This is a genomic window from Peptoniphilus sp. SGI.035, assembly GCF_050315115.1.
Lineage (GTDB): Bacteria > Bacillota > Clostridia > Tissierellales > Peptoniphilaceae > Peptoniphilus_A.
Genome location: NZ_JBNPOJ010000018.1, coordinates 16,233 through 34,165, shown reverse-complemented (window position 1 = coordinate 34,165; position 17,933 = coordinate 16,233). Strand labels below are relative to the sequence as shown.

General features: G+C 30.8%; 22 protein-coding genes and 1 pseudogene. 20 read left to right on the top strand and 3 right to left on the bottom strand.

Annotation, left to right across the window (positions count from 1 at the left end):
* Positions 1-266: 266 nt before the first annotated feature.
* Positions 267-674: a hypothetical protein gene (locus ACQRC6_RS08030; protein WP_427848481.1), complete on the top strand. Its 408-nt coding sequence runs from the start codon at positions 267-269 to the stop codon at positions 672-674.
* A complete protein-coding gene (locus tag ACQRC6_RS08025) occupies positions 674-946 on the top strand; it encodes a hypothetical protein (RefSeq protein ID WP_427848480.1) in 273 nt (90 codons plus the stop codon). The genes ACQRC6_RS08030 and ACQRC6_RS08025 overlap by 1 nt, the downstream gene beginning before the upstream one ends.
* A 167-nt stretch (positions 947-1,113) precedes the next feature.
* On the opposite strand, the gene ACQRC6_RS08020 is transcribed toward ACQRC6_RS08025, so the two are convergent.
* A complete protein-coding gene (locus ACQRC6_RS08020; RefSeq protein ID WP_427848479.1) occupies positions 1,114-1,692 on the bottom strand; it encodes a redoxin family protein in 579 nt (192 codons plus the stop codon).
* A 152-nt stretch (positions 1,693-1,844) separates the two neighbouring features.
* Here ACQRC6_RS08020 and ACQRC6_RS08015 point away from each other — a divergent pair, with 152 nt between their 5' ends.
* From ACQRC6_RS08015 to gloA, 13 genes are all read left to right on the top strand, one after another.
* Complete coding sequence (locus tag ACQRC6_RS08015) at positions 1,845-2,792, top strand: nucleoside hydrolase (protein ID WP_427848478.1); 948 nt, start codon at positions 1,845-1,847, stop codon at positions 2,790-2,792.
* Positions 2,789-3,334, top strand: a complete 546-nt coding sequence (locus ACQRC6_RS08010) for an ECF transporter S component (RefSeq protein WP_427848477.1) — start codon at positions 2,789-2,791, stop codon at positions 3,332-3,334. Before ACQRC6_RS08015 ends, ACQRC6_RS08010 begins: the two co-directional genes overlap by 4 nt.
* A gap of 254 nt (positions 3,335-3,588) precedes the next feature.
* Positions 3,589-3,912, top strand: coding sequence for a hypothetical protein (locus tag ACQRC6_RS08005; RefSeq protein WP_427848476.1), 324 nt, complete (start codon positions 3,589-3,591; stop codon positions 3,910-3,912).
* Complete coding sequence (locus tag ACQRC6_RS08000) at positions 3,899-5,845, top strand: V-type ATP synthase subunit I (RefSeq protein WP_427848475.1); 1,947 nt, start codon at positions 3,899-3,901, stop codon at positions 5,843-5,845. The genes ACQRC6_RS08005 and ACQRC6_RS08000 overlap by 14 nt, the downstream gene beginning before the upstream one ends.
* A gap of 10 nt (positions 5,846-5,855) precedes the next feature.
* A complete protein-coding gene (locus ACQRC6_RS07995) occupies positions 5,856-6,326 on the top strand; it encodes a V-type ATP synthase subunit K (RefSeq protein ID WP_427848474.1) in 471 nt (156 codons plus the stop codon).
* Positions 6,327-6,334: 8 nt separating this feature from the next.
* On the top strand, positions 6,335-6,883 hold the full coding sequence (locus ACQRC6_RS07990; RefSeq protein ID WP_427848473.1) for a V-type ATP synthase subunit E: 549 nt from the start codon (positions 6,335-6,337) through the stop codon (positions 6,881-6,883).
* 17 nt (positions 6,884-6,900) lie between these two features.
* Complete coding sequence (locus ACQRC6_RS07985; RefSeq protein WP_427848472.1) at positions 6,901-7,893, top strand: V-type ATP synthase subunit C; 993 nt, start codon at positions 6,901-6,903, stop codon at positions 7,891-7,893.
* Complete coding sequence (locus tag ACQRC6_RS07980) at positions 7,886-8,200, top strand: V-type ATP synthase subunit F (protein ID WP_075659113.1); 315 nt, start codon at positions 7,886-7,888, stop codon at positions 8,198-8,200. The genes ACQRC6_RS07985 and ACQRC6_RS07980 overlap by 8 nt, the downstream gene beginning before the upstream one ends.
* Before the next feature lie 26 nt (positions 8,201-8,226).
* Positions 8,227-9,996 carry a V-type ATP synthase subunit A gene (locus ACQRC6_RS07975; RefSeq protein ID WP_293557842.1) on the top strand — a complete coding sequence of 590 codons (1,770 nt, stop codon included), beginning with the start codon at positions 8,227-8,229 and terminating at the stop codon, positions 9,994-9,996.
* On the top strand, positions 9,989-11,413 hold the full coding sequence (locus ACQRC6_RS07970) for a V-type ATP synthase subunit B (protein ID WP_293557844.1): 1,425 nt from the start codon (positions 9,989-9,991) through the stop codon (positions 11,411-11,413). Before ACQRC6_RS07975 ends, ACQRC6_RS07970 begins: the two co-directional genes overlap by 8 nt.
* Positions 11,413-12,096: a V-type ATP synthase subunit D gene (locus ACQRC6_RS07965; protein WP_427848471.1), complete on the top strand. Its 684-nt coding sequence runs from the start codon at positions 11,413-11,415 to the stop codon at positions 12,094-12,096. The genes ACQRC6_RS07970 and ACQRC6_RS07965 overlap by 1 nt, the downstream gene beginning before the upstream one ends.
* Positions 12,097-12,223: 127 nt before the next feature.
* On the top strand, positions 12,224-12,691 hold the full coding sequence (locus ACQRC6_RS07960) for a hypothetical protein (RefSeq protein ID WP_427848470.1): 468 nt from the start codon (positions 12,224-12,226) through the stop codon (positions 12,689-12,691).
* A 96-nt stretch (positions 12,692-12,787) separates the two neighbouring features.
* A complete protein-coding gene (gloA, locus tag ACQRC6_RS07955; RefSeq protein WP_075659106.1) occupies positions 12,788-13,162 on the top strand; it encodes a lactoylglutathione lyase in 375 nt (124 codons plus the stop codon).
* Between the two features lie 136 nt (positions 13,163-13,298).
* On the opposite strand, the gene ACQRC6_RS07950 is transcribed toward gloA, so the two are convergent.
* Positions 13,299-13,676: a hypothetical protein gene (locus ACQRC6_RS07950; protein ID WP_427848469.1), complete on the bottom strand. Its 378-nt coding sequence runs from the start codon at positions 13,674-13,676 to the stop codon at positions 13,299-13,301.
* Between the two features lie 70 nt (positions 13,677-13,746).
* Between ACQRC6_RS07950 and ACQRC6_RS07945 the strand changes: the two genes are divergently transcribed.
* From ACQRC6_RS07945 to ACQRC6_RS07930, 4 genes are all read left to right on the top strand, one after another.
* On the top strand, positions 13,747-14,268 hold the full coding sequence (locus ACQRC6_RS07945; RefSeq protein WP_427848468.1) for a DUF3783 domain-containing protein: 522 nt from the start codon (positions 13,747-13,749) through the stop codon (positions 14,266-14,268).
* A gap of 130 nt (positions 14,269-14,398) precedes the next feature.
* Positions 14,399-15,250 (top strand): DNA adenine methylase, encoded by an 852-nt coding sequence (locus ACQRC6_RS07940; protein WP_293558088.1) that lies wholly within the window; start codon positions 14,399-14,401, stop codon positions 15,248-15,250.
* Positions 15,228-16,562, top strand: a complete 1,335-nt coding sequence (locus tag ACQRC6_RS07935; RefSeq protein ID WP_427848467.1) for a type II restriction enzyme — start codon at positions 15,228-15,230, stop codon at positions 16,560-16,562. Before ACQRC6_RS07940 ends, ACQRC6_RS07935 begins: the two co-directional genes overlap by 23 nt.
* A gap of 51 nt (positions 16,563-16,613) precedes the next feature.
* Positions 16,614-17,363 carry a TRM11 family SAM-dependent methyltransferase gene (locus ACQRC6_RS07930; RefSeq protein ID WP_427848466.1) on the top strand — a complete coding sequence of 250 codons (750 nt, stop codon included), beginning with the start codon at positions 16,614-16,616 and terminating at the stop codon, positions 17,361-17,363.
* Here the strand turns inward: ACQRC6_RS07930 and ACQRC6_RS07925 are convergent.
* Positions 17,340-17,465: a hypothetical protein gene (locus ACQRC6_RS07925; protein WP_427848465.1), complete on the bottom strand. Its 126-nt coding sequence runs from the start codon at positions 17,463-17,465 to the stop codon at positions 17,340-17,342. The two genes, ACQRC6_RS07930 and ACQRC6_RS07925, sit on opposite strands and share 24 nt — an antisense overlap.
* Before the next feature lie 211 nt (positions 17,466-17,676).
* On the opposite strand from ACQRC6_RS07925, the pseudogene ACQRC6_RS07920 reads away from it, so the two are divergent.
* Positions 17,677-17,895: pseudogene (locus ACQRC6_RS07920) on the top strand (CD1107 family mobile element protein); the annotation flags it as partial.
* Positions 17,896-17,933: the final 38 nt, after the last annotated feature.

Below are 17,933 nucleotides of genomic sequence, written 5' to 3'. Positions count from 1 at the left end.
GATTCTTGACTAATCCTTGGATTACAAAATAATAAAAAATTAGAGGGAGTTAATATTCCCTCTTTTTTTGATTGGATTTATGGACTTAAAATTTGATGAGTATAGAGGTCCTAATCTTTGTGACAATTTCTATATTCTTATGTCAGTGATAAAATAATGTTTGCTAAATTAATGAAAAGGTTTTACCATTGGTTTGATTTATGATTGTTATGGGTTTATAATCAAGATATAGAATCGTCCAAACAAATAAAGGAAGGAAGGTATATATGAAAAAGTTTATTGCTAGTATGTTATTGGTTTTGCTTTTATTGACTCAAGTATATGCAGCTGATGATTTTGAGGATACTAAAAATTATATACAAGTAGATAAAATAAGAGTATCCATAGATTATGATTTGGATGAAATACAAATTGATAGAAGAGATACAGACACTGGAAAAATTGTATACATATATGATAATGATGGCAATTTATTAGAAACAATTGAAGAGATAAAAGTTACTGGCAAGAATAATATTTCTACATTTTCTTGCGGAGAAGAGTCTAGAGACATTGTAAGAACTTTTCATGAAGGAAATGCTAGAGTAAGTGTAAGGGCTGGATTTAAAGTCACAGGTAAAGTTGGAGGCCGATATAAACTTAGAAAAGATTTTAATAGGAGTATAGATTTCTAATGAAAAGAATTATAAATAGGTTTATTCACCTTTTTACTTTATTTATTATAAATTTTTCTTTAAATTATAATGGAGTGAGTGTATTTGGTGGAACTGGATCTCTCTATAGTAAATGGATAGGTTATAATCGTATAAAAGCTATAAGAGGAGTGTCACAAAGCTCAATTAGAGAAGCCTTTATATTTATGATTCTAACTTTGATTGTGGATATTTTTTTAATTAGGGATATTTATATAATCTTAAAAGAATTGAAAAAAGATTATAAAAATTGATTTTTATTTGGACGGTTCGAGAGTACTGATATTTCAGTACTATTTTAAAATTTTATTTTCGTATTTTATATACTTAGTCTATATTTCTTATGTAAATTTAAACAAAAAAGAGATGGGAAATCCATCTCTTAGTATATTTAGCTTGTCTAATAAAATACTAATAAAAATTATTTGTTTTCTGCTATAACTTTTTCAATAGTAGCTTCTAGACTATCTTTATCGGCCTTACCAACAAAACCGCCAAGGATTTTTCCCTCGCTATTTACAAAAAATGTTGTTGGCATTGCAGTAATAGTTGCTAAACTTTCTTCAGTAGTTGGGTTTGGCATTATATTTGTGTAATTAACGCCTGAGTCCTTAATAATTTTTTGAGCTTCTTCGACATTTGTGTCCATGTTAGCATTTGTGTCTACAACTACACCAAGAAAATTAATTTTGTCTTTATATTTTTCGTATAATTTTGCTAGATCTGGCATTTCTTCTTTGCAAGGTCCACAGAAAGTTCCCCATGCATTTACAAGTGTAATAGGTTTTTCTTTGTAGAATTCTTCAGAATTTACAATTTTGCCATCCATTATGTTCATAGTTTTGAAATCAAATTTTTCAATTTGCATTTCAGATAGTTTCATTGCACTAGTTGTAGCATCTCCTGTTTTTTCTGCTTTTGTTTCATCATTTTTTTTGTTGCAAGCAAAAAGTGTAAGAGCTACTGTAAATAAAATAAGTAATTTAAAAAGTTTTTTCATATTTACACTCCTATTATATATTTTTACTCCTATAATTATACTTGATGAAAGAAAATTTGTCTATAAAAAAAATATATTGTATAATAAAATTTACTTGTTCGGGAACTCCAAGTATAAAAAACTAATTGTTCTCCAAAGAAATGGAGGTTAAAATGAAGAAAATTATTATTGATGCAGATCCCGGGATTGACGATTCTATTGCAATTATTTTATCAAATAATGTAATGGAATATGATATTCTTGGGATTTCTTTAGTTTCAGGTAATGTGCACGTTGAAAAGGGAAGGAAAAATGTACTTAGACTTTCAAAATTTTTAAATCGAGATTTTAAAATCTATATGGGAAGCAAATCTCCTCTCGTTAAAGAATTTATCAACGCAGAGGATACTCATGGAAAAGACGGTCTTGGCGAAACTTATCTAAAATATGATGAGAAAGAGATAGATGGCGATGCAATTAACTTTTTAGTAGAAGAGGCTAAAAAGGGAGATGTAACTATTTTTGCACTGGGGCCACTCACTAACATTGCTAGAGCATTAAAAAAGGATAGAATTGCATTTAAAGACACTAGAATTATTATAATGGGTGGAAACTTTAAGAGTTATGGGAACATGAGTCCAATCGCTGAATTTAATTTTTATGTCGACCCAGAGGCAGCAGACTATGTTATAAAAAATGCACCCAATAAAGTTGAAATAATGCCCCTTGATATTACGAGAAAATTTGTATTGACGCCGAGTATTTTATCCTATATTAAGAGATTAAATCTTGAAATGGGAAATTTTATAGAAAAAATAACAAACTTTTATATGGATTTTCACTGGGAATATGAAAAAATTATTGGTTCAGTGATAAATGATACACTTACAATTTTAGCTGAAAGAAAGCCAGAATTATTTAAGAAGAGCATTTATAGTGCAGAATGCATAACAGATGGTCCCGCAAGGGGGATGCTCATGGTGGACGAAATGAACTTCATGAAGAGAGAAAAAAATATAATTTTATATGAAGATTTGAATTTGTTAGAAGTGTGGACGGAATTTATAGAGATAATTACAAATTCAAAAGTAGATAAAAATATTTTAGGTGATTTAATATGAAAATGAGTTCAAAAAAAGTCACTTTTATTGCACTTTGTGTCGCAATAAACTCTGTAAGTGCATGGCTTGCCGTAGTATTAAAGCTTCCAGTATATCTCGATTCTATTGGAACAATAATGGCTGGTTTTTCTTTTGGACCAGCTTTTGGAATTTTGACTGGAATAATTTCCGCATTTGCAAATAGCATAGGAGATCCAATTGCAATTTATTTTATGCCGACACAAATTATAGTAGGATTTACATCAGGTTACTTTAAATTTTTGAAAAGAGATAAGTTTTTATCAAAATTTTATCTCACACCGGCTATGTCTATTCCAGTTGCAATTTCATCTGCACTTATAGCAACATATCTTTTTGGTACAGTTACAACAGCTGGTTCAAGTTATATTGTTCAAGCTCTTCGTGCCGTCATGGATATTTCAGATTTTGTAATTGTATTTGTAGTTCAAATCATAACGGATTATGCAGACAAGTTATTTTCAGTCTTATTAGTTTCAAAAATTTACAATATGAACGCTTTTCAAAATATCTTAAAAAAATAATAAATTTAATCATAATTTTTAAACCACTTTTTGTAGTGGTTTTTTTAATATTAGTACACTTGTGTGAATTTACAGAATCAAATTAGAAAAAGCAAAATAAAAAAATTCACTTTTTTTATTTTTTTTAAATAAAGATAAATTAATGGGGTATTAAGTAATGTAACTTAAATTAAATTTATTATGATTATTGTTAAATAATAATTTAACAAGTGATATAATTACTCTATAAAAGATTTTACACTGGAGGTGATTTAGTGTCAGATGATGCAGTAAAAAAAGTTAAAGACACTGAAGCTGAGGCAAAAAAAATTATTGACGATGCAGAAGTTAAGGCTAAGGAAATTATAGAAAAAGCAAAATCTGCTGCAGAAGAGTCCTATGATGCTATTGTCCAAAGGGCAAAGGTAAGCAAAGACGAATTTCTTGAAAAGGCGAGAAAAGAAGGAGAAGAATCTGTATTGCCAATAAGAGAAGAAGCAGAAAAAAAGATTATTGATATTTCAAAAATTTCTAAAGACAAAGAAGCTGAAATTGTAAAGTCAGTGGTAGAGAGGATTGTGAATAATGGCAATAGTTAACATGAAAAAATTCAAACTCTTTATCTTTGATGAGGATAGAGAAAAATTAATTAATAAATTTCAAAAATTTAATTATGTTCACATTGACGAGTCCAATTTTGATTCTGATTTTTCAGAAGATGATTTTTCAAGGCCTAGATCTTCAGAAGATTTAATAGAAATTGATGATAAAATTAAGAGGTCAAAGGACGATATTGATCTGCTGCTAAAGTTTAAAGAAAAGGAAAATCCTATTAAAGCCATGAAAGAGGGAGTAGAAGACATTACCTTGGAGGAACTTGCCTCCAGAGCAATTGCCTTTCCCTTCGAGAAAATCGATTCAGAGATAAAAGCTCTTGTAGATGCTAAGGATAAAAACAATAGCAAAATTCAAAATATTGAATCAAAGATAGTGGAACTTAAACCATGGGAGAATCTATCATCTTCATTGAAGGATATTAATTCAATGGGCTCTGTAAACATTTACACGGGAACTATATCGACAAGCCATGGAGCTGAATTCGAGAGTGAATTTATAAAAAATGACCTCGTGTATATTGAAAGGGTTTCAAAGGACAAAAACTTTTATTATTATCTCATAATAGTTGAAAAATCTGTGGAGAATGAGGTAAAAACTCTATTTTCAAATTTTGGATTTACACCTATAAATGTCAAAGCAGATGGCAAAGTTAAGGACAAGATAGAGACCTATGAGAAAGATAAAGAGTTTCTTTTTGAAAAGAATAAAAATATAGAAGAAGAGCTAAAGACTTATTTAAAATATTTAGAAGATTTTAAAATTTCCTATGAATATTATCGCAATGAAAAAATTAAGATAATTTCAGAGAGAAAATTTTTAAAAACAACAAAGCTTAACTTAATTGAAGGTTATGTTCCAAGCGAAAGATTAAATAACTTCGAAGATGAAGTAAAAAAAGTATGTGGCGATGATTATTATCTAAATGCGGAAGATGCAAATAGAGATTCAGGTAAGGTTCCGATTTTACTAAAAAACAATTCCTTTGTAAGTCCCTTTGAACTTATGACGGAAATGTATTCAATGCCAAAGTACAATGAAATCGACCCAACACCTTTCTTTGCACCTTTTTATTTTATATTTGCAGGTATAATGGTTGGCGATTTTGGATACGGACTTTTAGTATTTTTAGGCACACTTTTTGCGCTTAAAACTTTTAAATTGACAGAAAAAAAGAGAAAGTTTATAAAATTTTTCAATTACCTTTCCATTTCTGCAATGATATTTGGGCTTGTATTTGGTTCCTTCTTTGGAGGAATAATTGAGCTTCCAAGCTTAATAGATCCAGCAGAGGATTCTACACTTTTAGTAATCCTTTCACTAATACTAGGTGGAATTCACATATTCTTTGGTCTTGGAATCAAGGCTTATATGGATATTCGTGACGGAAAACCAAAGGATGCATTATTTGATGTTGGATTTTGGTACATGGCAGTGCTAGGTGCAATTGGATTTATTTTAAGCAAAGTTCTTCCGCAAGTTGAACACTTTGGAAAGGTATTATTAGTAATAATGGTACTTGGAATGATTGGCATAGTTGCAACTGGTGGACGTGAAGAAAAATCGACAGCAGGAAAAATTGGTTGGGGAGTTTATTCCCTATACGGAATTTCTTCTTATCTAGGAGATTTTGTGTCTTACCTAAGACTTATGGCATTAGTTTTATCTGGTTCTTTCTTGGGACTTGCCATAAATATGATTGCTGGAATGCTTTTTGGTTCAAATATAATTGGAAAAATATTTGCAATAATTATTTTTGTTGTATTTCAATTATTTAATGCTTTCCTTTCTTATTTGTCAGCCTATGTTCATACGGCAAGGCTTACTTATGTAGAAATGTTTAATAAATTTTATGAAGGTGGAGGCATACCTTTCAAAAAAATGATAGAAAATTCAGATTACTTTAATATAGACTAGGAGGATTAATATGTTAAATGGATTAATGGGAGAATACGGTGGATTGATTTTAGGATCAATTGGAATTTTCTTTGCAGTTGCACTTTCAGGTGCTGGATCTGCTAAGGGAGTAGGTATGGCAGGTGAAGCTGCAGCAGGAGTAGTAATTGACGAACCAGAAAAATTTGGTAAATCCCTTGTACTTCAATTACTACCAGGTACACAAGGCCTTTACGGATTTGTAATTGGACTATTTATTTTATTTAGACTTTCAGCAGACACTCCAGTAAACACTGGATTTATGTACATGGCAAGTGGTGCAGTAATTGGACTTGCTGGACTTATATCTGCAATTGCACAAGGTAAAGTTTCTGTTGCTGGTATTAATATTTTGGCAAAAAATGAAGAACAACAAGCAAAGGGTATTATCTTTGCAGTAATGGTTGAACTTTATGCAATTCTTGCCTTTGCAATTTCATTCTTTATCCTATTTAGAGCCTAGGTGATACTATGGCAGGACTTGAAAATATTTTAAATAAAATTATTGAGGATGCAAAAACAAAGGCAGATGAAATCATAGCAGAAGCTGAAGACAAAAAAAACACAATTGTAGAAAAAAGAAAAGATGATGCAAAATTTTTAGCTGATAAAATCAATGAAATCTCAAAAAGAGAAAGAGAAGACATTTTAAAAAGAGCAAAATCAAGTGCCGAGCTAAAGGCGAGAGATGACGTTTTAGCAGAAAAGCATAAGGTTATAGATAGAATTCTTGAAAAAGCAATAGTAGAACTTGAAAATTTATCAGAAGAAGATTTTGTGAAATTTGTAAAAAATAATGTTGAAGGCGTAGATGACAAAAATTCAATTTTAGATGTACCAAGTAAATATAGAGAAGCAGTTAAAAATGCAAATCTTGGTTTCAAAGTATCTGACAAGGATGTTGACAGAGGATTTGTCCTACACGATGGAAATTTAATTTACAATGGCGACTTTAGAGCTATTGTGAAATCTGAAAGAGAAGAGTTAGAAAAATTTTTAGCTGAAAAACTTTTCAGTTAAAAGGAAAAGGTGGTTAAATGGATAGAAGTAAATTTATCCAAAGTTCCACAAGACTTAGAGTCTTGGAAAAGGAGCTTTTAAAAAGTGAAAACTTTATAAGGATTTCTGAAGGGGATTTCTTGGAAGACGCACTTAGATCTCTATCTGATACAGTTTATAACAAATATATAAATAAAATCTCTTCTCCCACAGAATATGAATATATTTTAAAAGAAGAGCTAACAAGGTTTTACGACGAACTTTACGATATTTCTCCTTCCAAAATTCCCATTCTTCTTGTAACATTGAAGTATTTTTATCACAATTTAAAAGTTCTAATAAAAGAAGATATTGGGAAAAAGGACTTAAAAGATCTTTATATGAATATTGGAGATTTTGACTTAAAAGAATATAGAGATGCTCTAATTAAAGGCAGCAAAAAGAATAAATATTTTGAGCTTATAGCGAAAGTTGCGGAGATTTACGAAGAAAAAAAAGATCCACAGCTAATTGATATATATCTCGACAACGCTTATTTCAAGGAATTACTTGAACTTGCAAAAGAGTCTGAAGTTGACTTATTTATAAAATATGCAAAAAATTTAATTGATTTTACAAATATTAGAACACTTCTAAGAGCTAAAAAGCAAAAAAAAGATGTTGAATTCTTGAGAAATGTAATCATAATAGGCGGAAATGTCAGAGAAGAAACTTATATGGATTTATTAAATAGAGATATAAGTTCAGACACAGATGCCTTTAAAAAACTTGATATTTACAAGTATATTAAAGATGCCTTAGATTCTTTTAAGGAGAAAGGAAATCTTTCGAACTTTGAAAAAGAGATGGATAATTACTTTATAGATTTGATAAAAGATGTAAAGTACATCACTTATGGTCCAGAAATTATATTTGCCAATGCTTTGGCTAAAGAAATGGAAATTAAAAATCTTAGAATTATTTTAGTTTCTAAATTAAATAGACTAGATAGTGAATTTATTAGAGAAAAGTTGCGTGATAGTTATGTATAAAATAGCGGTTATTGGCGATAAGGATTCAGTTCTATCCTTTAAGGCTATTGGAATAGATGTCTTCGTAAGTTACGAAGAAAAAGATGCTAGGGCTAAAGTTGATGCCCTTGCAAAAAAAGATTACGGTGTAATTTATATAACAGAAGAACTTGCAGAAAAAATACCTAATACCATTGATAGATATAATGACAAATTATTGCCTGCCATTATAGTAATTCCCTCCAACAAGGGAACTCTTGGTATAGGCATGAATAACTTAAACAAAAATGTTGAAAAGGCAGTTGGAGCAAATATATTAGGTGATTAATCACCTTTTTATGAGGAGGAGCTTTATTGAAATCAGGAAAGATAATTAAAGTATCCGGACCACTAGTTGTAGCAAGTGGCATGGAAGATGCCAATGTCTATGACGTAGTAGAAGTTTCTAAAGACAAACTTATTGGCGAAGTAATTGAAATGAGAGGCGACAAGGCTTCCATTCAAGTTTATGAAGAAACAACAGGTATTGGCCCTGGAGATGAAGTATATACGACAGGAGCGCCACTTTCCGTTGAGCTTGGTCCTGGAATGATTGAGCAAATGTTTGACGGAATTCAAAGACCTCTTGTTGGACTTAGAAACGAAGCTGGAGACTTTTTAAAAAGAGGAGTTATAGTAAATCCTTTAAATAGAGAAAAAAAATGGGAATTTAAAAAAGTTGCAAATGTTGGAGATGAAGTTGAAGCAGGAGATATTCTTGGAACAGTTGAAGAAACAGCAGTTGTAACTCATAAAATTATGGTACCCAATGGAATAAAGGGCAAGATAAAAGACATTAAAGAAGGCTCTTTTACCGTAGAAGAAACTATTGCAACAATAGAAACAGAAAAGGGCGACAAAAATCTAACGATGATACAAAAATGGCCAGTAAGAAAGGGAAGACCTTACAAGAAAAAGGTCGATCCAAAGGAACCCCTCGTTACTGGACAAAGAGTAATAGATACATTTTTCCCAATTACAAAGGGTGGTACTGCTGCCATTCCAGGACCTTTTGGTTCAGGCAAAACAGTTGTACAACATCAACTTGCAAAATGGGCAGATGCACAAATAGTTGTCTATGTAGGCTGTGGCGAACGTGGAAACGAAATGACAGACGTACTTATGGAATTTCCAGAGTTAATGGATCCTTCAACTGGCGAATCAATTATGAAGAGGACAGTGCTTATTGCCAACACATCAAATATGCCAGTAGCAGCACGTGAAGCATCAATTTACACAGGAATTACAATTTCAGAATATTTTAGAGATATGGGTTATTCTGTTGCAATGATGGCTGACTCCACTTCTCGTTGGGCAGAAGCCCTTCGTGAAATGTCTGGTCGTCTTGAAGAAATGCCAGGCGACGAAGGTTATCCAGCATACCTTGGCTCAAGAATTGCAGAATTTTATGAAAGAGCAGGTCGTGTTATTGTAAATGGCAGCGAAGAAAGAGAAGGAGCACTTTCTGTAATAGGTGCAGTTTCCCCTCCAGGAGGAGATATTTCTGAACCAGTTACTCAAAATACACTTAGAATTGTAAAAATATTTTGGAAACTTGACTACGATTTGTCTTACCAAAGACACTTCCCAGCTATTAACTGGATTGATTCCTATTCACTTTATCAATCTAAAATTGATAAATATTTAGACGAGAATGTAGATAGAAGATTTTCTTTGCTAAGAAAAAGAGCCATGGCACTTTTACAAGAAGAAACTTCATTACTAGAAGTCGTAAGACTAGTAGGTCGTGATACATTATCTGACGAAGACCAAGTTAAACTTGACACAACAAAGTCAATTCGTGAAGACTTTTTACAACAAAATGCCTTTCACGATGTAGATACTTTCTGTCCTCTTGAAAAGCAATTCAAGATGCTTGATACAATCCTTTACTTCTACGACAAATGTCAAGAAGCATTGGAAAAGGGTGCTTACTTTAGTGAAATAGAAAAACTTGATGTAAAAGAAAATATTGCGAGAATGAAGTATGTGCCAAATGACGAATTAGAAAAAATTGACGCAATAAAAGATAAAATTGACAGTGAACTTAAAGAATTAGAACAGGTCGGTGATGTAGATGCTTAAAGAATATAAATCAGTAACAGAAGTCGTTGGACCTCTTATGACTGTTGAAGGAGTAGAAGGTGCAACCTACGAAGAACTTGTGGACATCGAACTTCAAACCGGCGAAAAAAGACGTGGACGTGTTATAGAAATCGAAGGCGACAAAGCCATGGTTCAAATTTTTGAAGGCTCCAGTGGAATAAATTTAATGGACACAAGCGTAAGATTTTTAGGAAAACCACTTGAACTTGGAGTATCGCCAGATATGATTGGTAGGGTCTTTGACGGGCTTGGCGAACCAATTGACGGTGGTCCAAAGATTATTCCTAAAGAGAAAATTGATATAAACGGAACTGCAATAAATCCAGTTTCAAGAGACTATCCATCTGAATTTATTCAAACAGGTGTATCTGTAATAGATGGACTTAACACTCTTGTTAGAGGACAAAAACTTCCAATATTCTCTGAAGCAGGACTTCCACACAACGAACTTGCAGCACAAATCGCAAGACAAGCGACTGTACTTTCTGGTGGAGATTTTGCCGTAGTGTTTGCAGCAATGGGCATTACTTTTGAAGAGGCACAATACTTTATAGACGACTTCACAAAGACTGGCGCCATAGATAGAGCAGTTTTATTCATGAACCTTGCCAATGACCCAGCAATTGAAAGACTTGCAACTCCAAAGATGGCACTTACAGCAGCAGAATATTTGGCATTTGAACTTGGAAAGCACGTTCTTGTAATCTTAACAGATATGACAAATTATGCTGAAGCACTAAGAGAAGTATCTGCAGCAAGAAAGGAAGTTCCAGGTAGACGTGGTTATCCTGGTTATCTATACACAGACCTTGCCGGTATTTACGAAAGAGCAGGAAGAATTAAGGGAAGAGAAGGTTCTATTACACAAATTCCTATTTTGACAATGCCAGAAGGAGACATCACTCACCCTATTCCAGACTTAACGGGATATATTACTGAAGGACAAATAATTCTATCAACAGATTTATATAAACAAGGATTAGAACCACCTATTAATGCAATACCGTCACTTTCAAGACTTAAAGACAAGGGAATTGGAGAAGGAAAAACTCGTGAAGACCACGCCGATACAATGAATCAAATTTATGCAGCTTACACTGCAGGTAAAGAAGCAAAGGAACTTTCTGCAATCCTTGGAGAAACAGCACTATCAGAAACTGACAAAGCATTTGCAAGATTTGCAGACTTATTTGAAAAACAATATGTATCACAAGGTTTTGAAACTAATAGGTCAATAGAAGAAACATTAAATTTAGGTTGGGAACTTCTTTCTCTAATACCTAAGACTGAATTAAAGAGAATTGACGACAAATTAATCGAAAAATATTTGGGCGATAAGGAGAAAAAAAATAGCGATCCTGGAGATCATAAAAATGTAGAAAATGAGGGATTATAATGACAAGACTTAAAATAAATCCCACTAGAATGAATTTGTCCTTATTAAAAGGCAAATTAGAAACATCAAGTAGAGGGCACAAGCTTTTAAAGGACAAACAAGACGAACTTATGAGACAATTTATAACTCTCATAAAGGAAAATAAAAAGCTAAGATTAGAAGTGGAAGAAAAATTGCAAAATTCCTTTAAGGCATTTTTAATGGCATCAGCTGCTATGAGTCCAGAAATGCTTGAAGAAGCAATTTCCCTTCCAACAATGAAAACACTTGTTGAAATCAAAAAGAAAAATGTAATGTCCGTAGATGTGCCAGAGATGGAATTTATAACAAAAAAAACATCTGAAGACGCATCACGCTATCCCTATGGCTATGCACAAACTACATCGGACCTTGACTATGCTATTGATAATCTTACAGAAGTAATGGATGAACTTTTGAAGCTTACACAAAAGGAAAAGGCAGCACAACTTTTAGCCAATGAAATTGAAAAGACTAGAAGAAGAGTAAATGCCCTTGAGTACAAAACAATTCCAGACTTGCAAGAAACAATAAAATATATTCGCTCAAAACTTGACGAAAGCGAAAGAGCAAATATCACAAGGTTAATGAAAGTTAAAGACATTATCTCAAAGGACGAACTTAAAGAAGAAAAAATAGAAAAAATAAATGCAGAATTAATGTAATTAAAAATTATATTATTAATGCATCTTTTGTAACATAAATATTGATTTCTATTTTATATGAGATTGAGGCAAAAAAAATATTAAATTAATTTGTCGCAAGTAGTGAAATAGTGGATGGACTATACTAATGAATCAAGCTACAATTATAAAAGAAAAATATAAAAATTTAAAATTTCCAAGAAAAAAATCATCTGATGAAATTTTAAATTGGATAGAAGATAGATATGACGCATATAAAATTGGATTTTCAGAATATATAAGGGACAATAGAGTAAGCTTTAAATTTATCTTAATGAATTGGATAAATGATTGTGAAATTGAAAAATTTTGCGATGAAATATTAGAACTTGTAATATATAAAATACCAAAAAATAAAAAGACAGAAATATACTTTTTAGGCAACGAAGATTCTAACAAGTTAGATTATTATTATCTATTGTTTGAAAAAAAGACGCAGTTTTTTAGTGTAGATCAACATATTATTTTTGAAGAAATTTCTTTATATAGAGGAATAGCAGAAGAAGATAAAAAAGAAGATAGCCTAAAATATTTAGACTATTTAGCTAATATTTTAAGTCGCTATCATTATATGTAAAGATAAGGATATCTATTGATTAGTAAAATTTTCAATAGATATTTTTTAGAACTTTTGCATTAGAAGTAATATTGGTATAAAAATTGGAGGGATGATATGAAATTTTTACACACTATGATTAGAGTAAAGGATTTGGAAAGATCTGAAAAGTTTTACAAAGAAGCCTTAGGTTTTGTTGAATCAAGAAGAAAAGACTTTCCAGAAGATGAATTTACACTTTTATATTTAAAACTCGAGGATTCACCCTATGAGTTAGAACTAACATATAATTATGACGGAAGAGATTATACAATTGGAGATGGCTACGGTCATATTGCAATATCACACAAAGATATAAAAAGTTTTAGAGAAGAACTAAAAAACAAAGGTTATGATGTAACAGAATTAAAAGCACTTTCAGACAAATCAGATCATTATTTCTTCATAAAAGATCCAGATGGATATAAAATCGAAGTAATTGGAGAAAAATAAAATTTTATAAAAGTAGAACATGATGTGTACCAAAAAACTGAACACATAATTTACATTAATGGATGCAACCTATGCAAAGCAGGTGGCATCCATTTTTTGATTTTCTCTATTAAATAACCTTTAAAAGGCAAAGTTATTAATCTAATAATATTCCCTTTAAAACTCCGTGAAGAAGGTGGTCGCCATTCTCGTCATACACATCAGAAGTTATATCAATAAAATTTCTGCCACGCTTATTTTCCACTTTATCAACTTTATTTACACATTTAATTTTTCTACCCGTATAAGCTTTTTTCAAAAAATCAAATTCCATTCTATACATCAAAATATCGTAGTCGCCGCCAATTTTATTTGTAAGGCTTGCAGTTAATAGACCCTGCAAAAGATATTCGCCATTGTCATTGGGACTTTCGTGGTGCTTGCCCCAAAAATTTGCATTTTCCGCATAGTCTTTTAAATCCTTTTCAGTAAAAGTTCTTTCGTAAATAACTTCATCGCCTTTATTTAGTCGCATAAAATCACCTCAAAAATAATATACCCAATAAATAAAAAATATTTGGGTAAATTAAAAGAGAGGTGTTAAAGTGAAAAAAATATTATTATACGGACTAGAAAAAGAAAAAGCAGAGATTACAGAAAAAGTTGCAAGAGAATATGAAATTGAAATAAATAAAATATCAGAAAAAGAATTAGAGAAAAAAGTTGGCGACCTTTTTAATTTAGATTTAAGAAAAAATGAAAGCCTAGAAGATAAAAATAAATTAATGGTGTTTTCTAACTTCGATAGAAATATTTTGCGCGACTTTTTAATTGCTTTAAAAGGGGAAGGCGTAACAGTTGACAATAAGTGTGTACTTACAGAGACAAACTCAGAGTGGACTTTTGCATTTTTAATGGGGCATATTGCAGATGAGCATAGAGTAGTTATGAAGTTTAAAGAACTTGGCAAACTTGTAAAAACATCCCTAGATAAATTAGAAAAAGAAGAGGATGACGAACTAAGAGAGCTAGTGGAAAGAGCAATTGAGAATAAAAATAGAGAATTAGACGAAGAAAAACTAGATGGTGCCATAAAGGAGCTAAAAGAAAAATTAAATATTAAATAGTTGTAAAGGCAACGTGATAATTTTGCATTTTTAATAATTTTTCAAAGATAAAAGTTTGTAATAAAAAAATTTATAGAATATAATATTTTTAAAGAAGACAAAACTTATTAAATGGAGGAGGTATAAGAAATTGAAGGATATAATTCTAGCACCTATTTTAAAATGGGTTGGTGGAAAAAGACAATTATTAAATGAAATAAATCCTCTTATACCAGAAAAAATAACAACATATGTTGAACCCTTTGTAGGTGGCGGAGCAGTTTTATTTAATTTGCAACCAAAAAAGGCAATAATAAATGATTTTAACAAGGATCTAATTAATGTTTATAGGACTGTTAGAGATAATCCAGAGGGTCTTTTAGATATTTTAAAAGAACATGATTATAGAAATTGCGAAGATTACTATTATGAAATTAGAGCACTAGATAGAGATGATAAATACAACAATATGAATGATTTAGAAAAGGCTGCTAGGATAATTTATCTCAATAAAACTTGTTTTAATGGTTTATTTAGAGTTAATCAAGCAGGACAATTCAACAGCCCTTATGGAAAGTATAAGAATCCCAATATTATTAATGAACCAGTCATATTAGCGATGTCAAAATATTTTAACGAAAATGATATAAAAATATTAGAGGGAGACTATCGAGATGCTTTGAAAAATTTAAGAAGGGGTGCCTTTGTATACTTTGATCCGCCTTATATGCCAATATCTTCTTCCTCAAGTTTTACAGGATATACTGAAAATGGATTTAATAAAAAAGATCAGCAAGAACTTAAAAAAGAATGTGATAAGCTAAATGAAAGAGGAATTAATTTTATGCTTTCTAATTCTGCACACCCCTTTATTATAGAACTTTATAAAGATTATGACATTACAATAGTTAAAGCAAGACGTTCAATTAATTCAAAGGGCAATAAAAGAGGAGAAATAAACGAAATATTGGTGAGAAATTATGGCAAAAATAAGTACAAATAGTGCTTGGGAAAAACTTTTTGATAAATATAATATAGAGAAAGAAGTAAGTGAAAAGGGATTTTTTAATATAAAAGCTGAGCAAATTAAAGAATTTAAAGAACCAAGACTTATGGCAAAGTGGGATAGTTCTGAATCTCTTCCCAGTATTTTAAAATCAAAAGGAATAAATATTTTACCCACATCTAGAAGTTCATATATATTGAGCGATTTTAATCTTTATGAGGAATTACCAAAATATATTGAAGATGTTACAAAAATGAAAAGGGTAGAAATTCGAGATTTAGAAAGCATTGACATAGAAAATATTACATCAGAAGCAAATGCTATCAATGTTTTGATGTTGTCTCCTATTTTAGAAGATTTTTTAGGCGATGGAGAAAATTATGCAACTTTTAATGGAAGAATGGGAACGGGTGAATTTGATTTTTTTGTAAATAGAAATTTAAAAGATCCTCTATGTATTGATGTCAAAAATGCTCAATGTGAAATTGATGCTGGATTAGAAAATGAAAAATCAGTAGTTATAATTGAAGCAAAAAATGTAATTCATCCAGATTTTCATGTACGACAACTATATTATCCCTATAGACTGTGGAGAAATAAAGTTAAAAAACCTATAAGATTATTATTTTCAATATACTCTAATCAAATATATAGACTATTAGAATATAGATTTAATGACCTTAATAATTACTCATCTATAGAATTAATAAAAGAAAAATACTACACACTACAAGATACAAAAATCACTTGTTATGATCTTCTTGAAGTATATAAAAAAACAAAAGCTACAATAAGCGACAATATGAATGATTATGAAAAAACTCCCTTTGTACAAGCAGATAGTTTTGAAAAAGTCATTTCTTTGATTGATTTTTTAAAAGAGGAAGATATGTCTCCGGCAAAAGTTGCTGAAATTATGCAATTTGATATACGACAAGCTGGATATTATTTTAACGCTGGCAAATATTTAGGTATTTTTGAAAAATATCATGGAGAAGAATTTGATGATGAAAGTAGCAAGTGGAACAAAGTCGTGAAAATAAGATTAACGAAAAAGGGACAAGAGATTGCTAAAATGAATTATAAGCCAAGACAATTGGAACTTGTAAAATTAATATTAAAGCATAAAATATTTAATGTCTTTTTCCTTGAAACATTTACTACGGGGCAACTTCCAAAAAAGAAGGATATAGAGAATGCAATGAGAAAATATAATGTTTGTGGTGAAGGGCAAATAACAAGAAGAGCAAGCACAGTATATTCTTGGTTAAAATGGATATTTAAGCTTCAAAAAGTTACGCAAGAATAGTCAAATATTTCCTTAGAGATCTTAATATATTATTAATGAGGTATTTAAGCAATGGATGATAAAATAAAAAAATGGGAGCCTGAAAATTTTGAACTTGAGATGACAACTCATTGGTCTTTTCCTGAAAGAGGAGATTGGGCGACACATGACAATAAGTGGAGAGGCAACTGGTCTCCTTACATACCAAGAAATATTATTTTAAGATATTCAAAGGAAAATGATTTAATTTTAGATCAATTTGCAGGTGGGGGAACAACTCTTGTTGAAGCAAAATTATTAAATAGAAATATAATTGGTGTAGACATTAATAATCTTGCTCTTAGTCGCTGTAAAGAAAAAACTAACTTTGAACATGAGGGAGCTAATGGTAAAGTTTTTTTGCGAAAGGGAGATGCGAGAAAACTTGATTTTATTTCCGACAATAGCATTGATTTAATCTGTACACATCCACCTTATGCAAATATAATTAAATACAGTGAAAATATAGAAGAAGATTTATCTCATTTAGAAATAAAGGATTTTTTAGAAGAGATGAAAAAAGTTGCATCAGAAAGTTATAGAGTTTTAAAGAAGGATAAATTTTGTGCTGTTTTAATGGGTGATACTCGTAAAAAAGGTAACATGATACCATTGTCATTCTATGTAATGCACATTTTTGAAAATGCTGGATTTAATCTTAAAGAAATGATAATAAAAGAGCAGCATAATTGTAAAATGACAGGGTTTTGGAAGACAAATAGTGTTAAATATAATTTTTTACTTATTGCTCATGAACATCTATTTATCTTCAAAAAAAATTAAATAATTAGAAAAAGAAATAGACTCAGAAACTAATTTCCCGTAAAGATCAATAATTGAAGCTTCGTGAGTATTTTTAGCAATATCAATACCGATAAAAAACATAAAATCACCTAGCTTTAATATAAATTTAGATAGAGAAAGATACCTCTTTAACTTTACGACAATACAACCTCGTTAGACATACAGCAACTAACGTACTATCCAGCTCATACGCATAAAGACGTAAAGAAGAGGCGTAACCCTTTCTTAGGAAGACAAGCTTCAAGGAGGAAAGCTACGACCTCTATCTATACAAATATTATCCCATAATGAGTATGGGATAGGTTCATTTCTAATTGTTGCACTTGTAATTGGAGGAGTTATAGGAGCAGGATATTATTTTAAAGTAGTCAAAGCTAAGGAAGATAAAATGTTGGAAGACTTTGAAGAAGATGATGAGGATTATATTAGTGAGTCAGAAGATGAATCTGACAATGAAGAAAGTCATGAAGAATCTTTAGATGAAGACGATGAAGATGATGAACTATTATAAGGATATTAAATTTAAATACAATTGAATTTTTGTCACGA